The following is a 9,767-nucleotide window of genomic DNA, read 5'->3' as shown; positions in this document are numbered from 1 at the left end:
GGGGGTAGTCGCGGCCCAGCCCGGCATGCGCCCGTTCGAATGCCTGCTCGACGGACGGAGCAGGCCAGGCACCGAGCATCTCGCGATGGACCATGTACTCCACGAGGAAGGAACGCTGGAGCCAGGTCGCCTCGTAGGCGCGCTCGGCTGCTGCGGAGGCGAAGGTGACGACGCGACCCGGACCCACTATCCCGGGGACGGCGAAGCCCGCCGCGTAGCAGGTGGGGAAGGACGCCCACATCGGCGCCTTCACCGCCCCGAGCGCGGAGGCCAGCGCCGGCGCGGACAGCCGGGCACCGTCTGCCGTGAGGAGCTGGTTCTGCGTGCCGGAGCGGCGCGTGTGCCCGGCGAACATGAACACGACGCGGCCGTCGCTGGGGACGCCCGCCAGCTGCGCGATGGCCGCGAGGATGGCCGCGCGCGTGGCCTCTCCGTCGCGCAGGACGGTGATCGACTCGGCCGACCATCCGTGGCGGACGAGGGCATCGCGCGTGGTTTCGGCGTCGGACACGGCGCCCGTCAGGGTGGTGCTCCCCGGCGCCCGGTCTATCCCGACGAGCAGGGCCCGGCGCACGGACACGGGGGCCGGCGGTGGCTCCTCTCCGACGGCCGGAGGCGCAGCCAGGGTGTGATCGGCCGGGAAGTCGGGTAGGGAGACAGCCGGCGCGGCTGCCCGTGCCACGGGAGCCGGCGCGACGGCTCGCTGGTCGGCGCCGCACGACGCGAGCGTCGAACAGGCCAGGGCGAGCGCGCCCAGGAGTTTGATCCTTCTTCCCCTCAAGTGTTCCCAGCCCTCGAACGTAGGTGTTGCCGGGGGGTCTCATTCTAGGCCCCCGCGCCCTATCCTTCAGCGCGTCGGGACGTTCTGACCGTAATGTCAGGAACGGCGCCCGGCCGACGCCACCTCGGCGACCGCCGGCACCCTGGCCTGGAAGACCAGGCTGAAGGTGACCGTCCAGCCCTTGAACCTCGACTGGTCGCTCAGGTCGTCGAGCTCCTGCAGCTTGAACAGGTAGTAGCGCTGGTCCGTCCGGGCGCCGGCCGCGTCCCTCGCGCCCTTGGCCCTCACCCGTCCGAGATCGCAGGCGGCGCCGGGGACGAACGACTTGAGCCCGCCCGAGCAGGCCCTCACGTACTGCCTCATCTCGTGGTCGTCCGGCCGCTGGTTCGCGCTCCGCTCGCCCAGGCCGTGGTCGTCGGCGTTGATGTCACGCCCGCCACCGTGGAAGACGTCCTGCTTGTCGACCGTGAAGGTCCAGAAGGCAACGAAGTGGTTGTGCGCGACGGTCCCGGAGGGGATGTTCGTCGGTGTGGCGTTCTCGCACGATTGCGCGTTCCCGGCGCCGTCGACGCACCCGGTGACGGAGATGTCCTTGATGTAGACGTAGAAGGAGGCGTCCCTCTCCGGGACGTTGGTGTTGATCAGCTTGACGTCGACGACCCGCTCGTCCCCCGGGTACTGGTCCACGTTGGCTGCGAAGACCGGCTTGGGACCGTAGGTCGAGGTGCACTCGATCTGAGCGCTGGAGCACCCCGCCGTGTTGAAGAAGGTGGTGTCCCCGACGTTCGCGTCGCGCTTCCAGACCTCGTACTGGAACGTGGATGCGTCGCGGACCACGTTGTTCGGGACGGACTTGTCGAACAGCTTGAAGGCGACGGCGATCCCGCTGACCAGCGATATCGCGGTCATCAGGCTCAGCGCCGACCGCTTCCGCTTGGTCCAGAACCCGCGGCTGTCCTGCCCCCAAGCGGCAGGCATCGCGTAGTCCATCGCTACCTCCTCAAGCCCCAGTCCGCGGGACCTGTGTCCCGCGATCCCTCACCGACTTGAACGCTCCCCCCGAGGCCTCCCGTCGGCCGATTTCCTCCGCAGGTCCGGCCGAGGAACGCCGGGCCCTCTGCTATGCTGCGGGTTCCCGGGCGATGCGGGGAGGACCGCCCGACTTCGCCCCATCTGAAGACCGTCGAGGAGGCTTGATGAGTGCAGCGAGGACGAGGTCGAAGCCCTCTGCGCGTACGCAGTACGACGCGGGGAACATGAACGCCAAGTCGTTCAAGAAGAACTTCGACGAGATCGTCGCCAACATCGAAACCGTCATCAAGGGCAAAGCGGACGTTGTCCGGCTCTCCCTCGTCGCGATCGTCTGCGAGGGCCACATCCTCTTCGAGGACGTCCCGGGCACGGGGAAGTCGATGCTCGCCCGGGCGCTCGCGCAGTCCATGGCGGCCAGCGTGGCGCGTGTGCAGTGCACACCGGACATGCTCCCGGCCGACATCACCGGCTCGTCGATCCTCGACCAGAAGAAGGGGGTCTTCGAGTTCCAGCCGGGCCCGATCTTCTCGAACATCCTGCTCGCCGACGAGGTCAACCGGGCGACCCCGAAGACGCAGTCCGCGCTCCTCGAGGCCATGGCCGAGCGGGTCGTCTCGGCTGACGGGGTCAGCCACAAGCTCCCGCGTCCGTTCTTCGTGCTCGCCACCCAGAACCCGGTGGAGCTCGCGGGTACGTTCCCGCTCCCGGAAGCCCAGCTGGACCGGTTCCTGTTCAAGCTCTCGATGGGCTACATGAACCGGGACTCGGAGTTCGAGGTCATGTTCGACAACTCCGTGCAGCTCTCGATCGAGGACCTCGGCTCGGTCGTGAGCACGCAGGAGATCACGAAGATGATCCAGTACTGCTCGACGATCAACGTGGCCAAGGAGGTCGGCTACTACATCGTCGACCTCGTGCAGGCGACCCGCGACGACCCGGCTCTGTCGCTCGGGGCTTCGCCGCGTGCCACGATCGCGCTCCTGCGAGCCTCCCGGTCCCTGGCCGCCTCGGACGGCCGCACCGACGTCTACCCGGACGACGTCCGGACCGTCCTGCGCCCGATCCTCGCCCACCGCATCATCCTGAACCCGGAGGCGGTCCTTCGCGGCGAGACAGTGGATGACGTGCTCGAGAGGGTCGTCTCGAAGGTCAAGCCCCCCGCCACGGGCGGGTCGCGCGGCTGACGCGCCCCGGTCCCAACGTTCGAGGCCCCCGCCCGAAGGGCGGGGGCCTCTTCACATACCGGGGGAGCGTGGGATCTACACCGTCCGGTTGCGGCCCTGTCCCTTCACCCCGTTGCAGGGGTGGGAGTTGTTCATGCCGGCCACGCTGTTGGCCCGGGGCCACTCGCCCGCGAGGTAGCGCCTCCCCGCGTCCACCATGCGCCAACAGCCGCGGGCCGCCTCCCCGTTGGGGTCGGCCGCGTTCGAGTCCCAGTACATCTCCTGGGCGTCCTTGACGCACGAGTAGTCGCCCGGGTCGTAGAAGCAGGCCGCCACGTACGGGCTGTTCGACGTGTACCTGGGGATCGCGTGGGAGCCCTGGTCGACCGATTCGGGGCTCAGGTACGGACCGGCGACCTGGATCCCCCGGAACAGGGTGAAGTAGTCGCGGTAGTACAGGGTCGCCCAGTACTCGTGGATCTGGCGCCCGTTGGGGTCGACCTCACGGAACGCCTGACGCGCGGGGGTGTCGGCGAACCGGTCCTCCCGCAGGTCGGCGGTGGCCACTATGGCGCTGTTGAAGACCCGCTGGTTCTGGGCCCGGGCGCTGATCAGGTCCTCTATGTCGCGGTCGCCGGCGATGACCCACTCGGGGTAGTACCCGGCCCGGTCGGCGGCCGCGGACGTCTTGGCCTCCATCCCGCCGAGCCACAGTACGGTGGTGACCTGCGCTTGCTGCAGCGTGGCCACGTTCTCCCCGGCGTAGGTTCGGCTGCCGCCCTGGTCGTTGGTGTACCCGGCATCCGGGAAGGTGACCTCGGCTGCCCAGCTGATGCCGCACGCGGCGAGCTTCTGTTTCGCGAGCTCGGCGAAGCGGAGGAGGCCGGGGTACTGCTGGTCGGTCGTCCGCATGATCCCGTACTTCCGGGGTTGGCCGTTCATGCTCGCATCCCCGGCCTTGCTCACCCGGTGGTCCTTGATCCGCGAGCAGACGTAGGTCGTGTACAGGTCCACGTCGTGCTCGACATCGGGCCAGAACGACCAGATGTAGGGGGCGTTGCGCCGGTAGAACTCATTGCGCAGCTGGCCGAACGATCCGAACACCATCACCCCGCGACGGGCGATCGCCTCCGCATACACGTCGTTGTACCCACCGAAGTGCATGTGGTCGAGGGTGGCGAACGGGCGCCACCGCTCCCAGATGGCCTGGGCGTCGGCTCGACGGCCCGACGGGGTACCGCTCCCGCTGCTCCACCGCACCCAGACGTGCACGTGGCGGCCGTAGGTCTGGAAACGGTCGTTGAAGTACTTGCTCATGGCCCGGATGGCCGTGATGTTGGACATCTCCCGCCCGCTGACCGTGTCGTTGCAACCGCGCGTCTGGTTCGCGTCGGCGTTGGAGGGCCGGTCGATGTCACAGAAGGTGCCGGTCGACGGCGCGTACTCGCCCGCGCTCGTGTCACCGCCCTCCGTCTCGGACTGGTCGCTGATGTACGCCACCTGGTAGATCACGACCGTTATCTCGTTGCCGGTGACGCCCTGCCAGGTCGCCCCGCCGTTGTCACCGTCGAAGAAGCCCACGCACGGGGGGGAGTTCGGGTCCTCGGTCTGGCGGGGCGGGTCCCCGACGCACCGCTTCGTCAGGGCCCGGGTGCCCTGTCCGCCGGCGCGCCCGCCACGGATCGGCGGGGGCGGGGCCTGGTCGCTGAGGTCCCCCAGGCTGCTCGTCGTCCCCAGCCCGAGCGAGGAGAGGGAGCCGCTCTGCGGGGGCGGAGGCTGGTCGTCCTCCGGAGGGACGGGCGCGAACTCGAGGACGGTGGACGGGTTGGACTGCGGGAGGTTGAGCGCGGACGGTAGGACGAGGAAAGCGATCAGCAGCGCGACGACGAGCGTGGCGAGGGGAGGGTACCGCCTCGCCCAGAGGTTCCCCCCCGACGGCGCACTGACGACGGGGGTAACAGGTACATCGGCCATCTGAAGATCCCTCCACGGTTCGGCGGCGCGTGGGTGCCCTGTCCAGTCTAACGCGCGACCCGCGGGGCGGGTTCCCGAACTATTGGATGTAGTAGGTTCCGTCGCTGGCCAGCATGCAGGGGTCGGAGGGGTTCTGGAAGGCCGCGCTCGACCCCGGCCACTCCCAGGCCAGGTACCTCGCCCCCCCGCGGGCCATCCTCCAGCACCCGCGCTCGTCGGCGTCCCCCTCCGGGTCGCGGGCGTCGGGGTCCCACCACGACTCCTGCGAGTCCTTGACGCACGAGTAGTCGCCCGGGTCGTAGAAGCAGGCCGCGACCGCGGGGTTGTTCGAAGCCCGACGCGGGATCGCGTGGTTCCCCTGGTCTACGGCCTCGGGGGACAGGAACGGACCGGCCGCCTGGATCGACCTGAAGATGGTGAAGAACTCCCGGTAGATGCCGCAGGCCCGGTTCTCGTCGCTCTGCCAGCCGCGGGGCTCCGCCTCCCTATAGGCCTGACGGCAGGGCGAGTCGGCCCGGCTGTCCTCGCGGAGCTGGTTGCTGGCGATGACCGCGTTCCGCCACACCTCCTGGTCCTGGAACCGCCCCTCCTCGATCTGGTCGTTGAGGAGGTCCCCGGCCACGATCCATTCGGGGTAGTACCCGGCGGCGCGGGCAGCCTTGGAATGCTCGACCTCGTACCCAGCCAGCCACAGGATGGTCGTGACCTCCTCCTGTTGGAACAGGGCGATGTTCTGCCGGGCGACCTGGGTGGCCTGGGTATCGGAGTCGATCGCGTACTGGTTGTTCGGGAACGTGCGAGAAGGCCCGTCGATCCTCACGCCGTTGGGACACCCCGCCCTCAGTCTCTCCCGGACCGACTTCGCGAACTCCTGCAGGCCCCCGTACTCCGCGTCGGCGGTGGACAGGAACCCGTACTTGCGGGGTCTCCCGTTCATCTGCTGCGACGGGCCGGCCCGGCCGAACGCCACCGGGTTCCCGGCGATCGTCTGGCATATGTAGCTCGTGTACATCTCCACCCAGTGCTCCACATCGGGCCAGAACGTCCAGATGTAAGGGGCGTTGTTCCGGTAGAAGCGGTTGGGGAGGCCCGAGAAGTTCCCGAAGACGAGCATCCCGCGTCGCGCCGCCGCCTCCGCGTAGACGGCGTTGTAGCCACCGAACGAGATGTTGTCCAGGACGGCGAAGGGCTTGAGCCTCTCCCAGTTCGCCTGCGCGTCGGAGCGGCGGCTGCTCGGCGTGGCGCTCCCCGTGCTGAAGTACATCCAGAAGTGGACCCGGCGGTTGTACGTCATGAACCGGTCGTTGAAGTACCGGGACATGGCCCGCGCCACGCGGACATCGATCCAATCCTTGTTCCCTCGATTCGGGTCGACGCACCCGGGCTGCGAGTCGGCCGGTCCGTCTAGGTCGCAGTAGCGACCTGGAGCGGGAGACTGCTCCGTCCCCGAGCTGCCGCCGGCGTTGATGACGCTGCCCGTCGCATAGATCAGCGCGACGACCTCGTTCCCCGTGACCCCCTGCCAGGTGTTGCCGCCGTTGTCCCCCTCGAAGTACGGGACGCAGGGCGGGGAGTTCGGGTCCTCCGTCTGCCGGGCCGGCTCGCCCACACAGCGCTTCGTGACCGGCCGGTCTCCGCGTCCGCCGCTGCGGGGGCCGCCGCCCACCGAGGGAGGGGGGACGTCCACCTCCGCGGAGAGGCTGCTCGAGGTGCCGAGACCGAGCGTGCTGAGTGACCCGGAGTTGGGCGGGGGTGTGTCGTCCTCGGGTGGGACGGGCGCGAACTCGAGCACGGTCGAGGGGTTCGACTGAGGGATGTTGAGGGCGGACGGGAGGACGATGAACGCGATGAGGAGGGCCACGACCAGCGTCGAGAGAGGAGGGTAGCGGCGGACCCAGGTCGAGCCGGTCGAGGGCTCCTGGTTCACAGGTAGCGCCTGGTCGGCCAATCCGTCCCCTCCACCTGACCCTTGCACGCGCCGCGGTCCGCTGAGCGCCCCCATGTTGGCATACCGGCCCGCCGATCGCGGTCCGTCGCCCTCCCTGGAGCTGGACATCTCGGACGACGGACCGCGCAGCGTGATGTATATTCAGTCACCGCCCTGATCCTTTCGTACTATCCATCTACTTCGTGGAGGCCGATGAGCCGCCGTCGACCCGGTCACGACCCGGCATCGAGCCTGGTAGGGGGCCTGTAGGTTGAAGATGATGAGCCGCCGCAAGGCGCCGGCTGCGAGGAGGGCAGCTTCCCGCAGCGGCATCAGGCCCGGATCCCAGCAGGCAGGCCTGAAGCAGAAGGTCCTCACGGCGAAGGACCGGGTCTCCGACACCCTGGCCGCCGCCAGTCTCCGAGAGCGAGCGAAGGGGCTCGAGCGCGCCCTCCATCTGACCCGGACGGGCCAGATCGCGCTCCTGGCCGCGGTCGTACCGTGGGTCATCGCGTTCATCGTGGCCGGCAAGGCGCTCTATATCTTCTCCTACGGCACGGCCTTCCTGGTAGGCACCAGCTACCTGCTCGCTCCCCGCAACCTGAAGGTCGAAGGCGTGCGCGCCGGACTGCTCCCGCGCGCCCAGGAGGGTGACCGCCTCGACGTGGAGGTGCAGCTCACCGCCATGAAGGGCCTCTCCACGTTCATCCTGGAGGAGAGGGTCCCGGAGCGGCTGGGGCACACCGTGAAGGTCCCCATCCCGAAGCTGGCCCGGGGCGCGACGGTGAGCCACCGCTACGGCCTGCGCTGCACCCGGCGCGGCGTCTACGACATCGGTCCGCTCGTGGCCGTGACCAGCGACCCTCTCGGACTGACCCAGCGCGAGACGGTCGTCGCCGAGCGGTTCGAGATGCTGGTCCACCCGAGGATCGAGATCGTCGCCGACCGGCCTCTGACCAGGCGCTACGAGGATCCGCCGATCCGTCCGCCCGTCTCCCGTCCCTGGCCCTCCGGCCTCGAGTTCTACGGGCTGCGCGAGTACAAGCCCGGGGACGAGCTGCGGCGGATCGTCTGGAGGGCCTCTGCCCGCATGGGGAAGATCATGGTTCGGGAGGCCGAAGAGGGCATCACCGACCACATCACGATCATCCTCGACACGGACCGCACCTATCACAGCCAGGACGGCGACCACTCCGAGTCGTTCGAGACGGGGGTCCGGGCGGCCGCCTCCCTGGCTGTCCGTCATCTCCGCGACGGTTACGAGATCCGGGTCGAGACGAACGGTGGTCCGCTGACGAGGACCCTTCGCGGATCCACGCAGCAGCTCGCGATGCTCGACGCCTTCGCGCGCGTCGATATGGCCCGCGAGCCCCTCACGAAGGTGGTCACCCGGCTCATCAGCGACCCCCGCCGCGACGCCCACAACATCCTGATCACACCTCGGCTGGGGGCCCACGAGGCGGCCCAGCTCCGGCTCCTGCTCAACAAGGGCGTGTCGATCCTCGTCGTCGCGCTCATCTGGAACGAGGAGCACGCTGAAACCTTGAGCGTGGCTTCGGCGTTGGGATGTCAGGTGGCGGGTGTGCACCCCGGGCAGGACCTCGCCAGCGCGCTGTACCACGACATCGGGGCGGGGAGCCGCTGATGGCCATCACGGAACCGAGGAGCGGAGAGACCTCCGAACTCCAGGTGCTCGAGGAGAGGGCAGCCGAGCACCTCGAGAAGGGGGTGACGCTCCCGCCCGACCTCGACGAGGAGTCCGTCGACCGTCGACCGGTGGTCGACTACACGGTCCCGGCGGGGCGCCTCGGGATAGTCGTCGGTTTCTCCACCGTGGCGGCCGCGATGATGGTCGGCGGGGTCTTCTTCGGCGTCAGCCCCCGCATCTACGCCACGCTCGCGGGGATAGCGGGCATCGGGGCCGCGATCTGGGTGCGCAGGTTCCGCAACCCGATCGTGATGAACGTCCTGATGGCGCTCTCGGTCTTCCTGATCGGGATCCTGCTCAACGCGTTGAAGGGCAACATCGGCAACCTCCTGAACCCGGGCCCCTTCATCCGGGAGGCCATCACGGAGGGAGACGTCCTCCGTCCACCCGTCCCGTTCACGCTCGGCTGGGGGATGATCCAGGCCTGGCTGATGGCTGCCATCGGGTTCGCGGCGGCCTGGATCGCCATCGAGCTGCGCAAACCCGCGTTGGGGATGATGGTCCCCCTCCCCATCATCATGTTCGCGGCCATCAGCGTCCCGGACGACCAGAAGGTCCTCTCGGGTCTGGCCTGCCTCGTCCTGTTCGCGATCGGCCTCGGGATGCTGTCCGGGGTCGAGCTCGGACCCGAGGACGAGCAGCGGTCCCTGGCCTTCGAGCTGCGCCGCGCGGCCCGGGCGCTCCCTCTCATCGCGGCCATCACGCTCGGTCTGTTCTTCCTCTCCCGCACCAACTTCCTGTTCCCGGAGCCTCTCTTCGACCCCACGCAGTCCGCCCAGAAGCCGAAGACGATCCCCCCGCAGGACGTGCCCGACCGGGTCCTGTTCGAGGTGGAGTCCCGCATCACGGGTCCCTGGCGGATGGGGTCGCTGGACGTCTACGACCCCGCGGACGGCCACTGGAAGCTCCCGCCCTTCGCCGAGAACAGGCTCGAGCCGGTCCCCGACGACGGACTCCTCGACCGGGAGCTTCAGGCCGGGATCAGCGCGACCTTCCGGGTCCGGGGGCTGGACGGGGCCGTTCTCCCCGGTCTCCCGAACATGGTCGGCATCATCGCCCAGGGGCCGTTCCTGTCGTACGACATCCGCACGGGGAACATCAGGCTGTCGCAGGGCGTGATGCAGGAGGGGATCGAGTACACGACGACGGCGGCGAGGATCCCGACGCTCGACGAGCTGAGGC

7 protein-coding genes are annotated in these 9,767 nt (G+C 68.9%); 3 read left to right on the top strand and 4 right to left on the bottom strand.

The window, feature by feature from the left end; all coding sequences use genetic code 11:
* Together VM840_09325 and VM840_09320 are read right to left on the bottom strand one after the other, a co-directional pair.
* On the bottom strand, nucleotides 1–781 hold a 781-nt coding region (locus tag VM840_09325; GenBank protein HVL81779.1), incomplete at its 3' end, for a hypothetical protein.
* 96 nt (nucleotides 782–877) lie between these two features.
* Nucleotides 878–1,771: a hypothetical protein gene (locus VM840_09320; protein HVL81778.1), complete on the bottom strand. Its 894-nt coding sequence runs from the start codon at nucleotides 1,769–1,771 to the stop codon at nucleotides 878–880.
* A gap of 206 nt (nucleotides 1,772–1,977) precedes the next feature.
* Between VM840_09320 and VM840_09315 the strand changes: the two genes are divergently transcribed.
* Entirely contained in the window at nucleotides 1,978–2,997 is a 1,020-nt protein-coding gene (locus tag VM840_09315) for a MoxR family ATPase (GenBank protein HVL81777.1), read from the top strand.
* Nucleotides 2,998–3,072: 75 nt separating this feature from the next.
* Here the strand turns inward: VM840_09315 and VM840_09310 are convergent, their stop codons facing one another.
* Both VM840_09310 and VM840_09305 read right to left on the bottom strand, forming a co-directional pair.
* Nucleotides 3,073–4,950 (bottom strand): hypothetical protein, encoded by a 1,878-nt coding sequence (locus VM840_09310; protein ID HVL81776.1) that lies wholly within the window; start codon nucleotides 4,948–4,950, stop codon nucleotides 3,073–3,075.
* 79 nt (nucleotides 4,951–5,029) lie between these two features.
* The gene (locus VM840_09305; protein HVL81775.1) at nucleotides 5,030–6,898 is read right to left on the bottom strand and encodes a hypothetical protein; all 1,869 of its coding nucleotides are present in this window, start codon (nucleotides 6,896–6,898) and stop codon (nucleotides 5,030–5,032) included.
* 259 nt (nucleotides 6,899–7,157) lie between these two features.
* On the opposite strand from VM840_09305, the gene VM840_09300 reads away from it, so the two are divergent.
* Together VM840_09300 and VM840_09295 are read left to right on the top strand one after the other, a co-directional pair.
* Nucleotides 7,158–8,522: a DUF58 domain-containing protein gene (locus VM840_09300; GenBank protein HVL81774.1), complete on the top strand. Its 1,365-nt coding sequence runs from the start codon at nucleotides 7,158–7,160 to the stop codon at nucleotides 8,520–8,522.
* On the top strand, nucleotides 8,522–9,767 hold a 1,246-nt coding region (locus VM840_09295), incomplete at its 3' end, for a transglutaminaseTgpA domain-containing protein (protein HVL81773.1). The genes VM840_09300 and VM840_09295, both read left to right, overlap by 1 nt.

It is taken from the genome of Actinomycetota bacterium, assembly GCA_035540895.1.
GTDB lineage: Bacteria > Actinomycetota > JAICYB01 > JAICYB01 > JAICYB01 > DATLFR01.
Note: the sequence above shows the minus strand (reverse complement) of the source record. Positions and strands in the feature narration are given on the sequence as shown.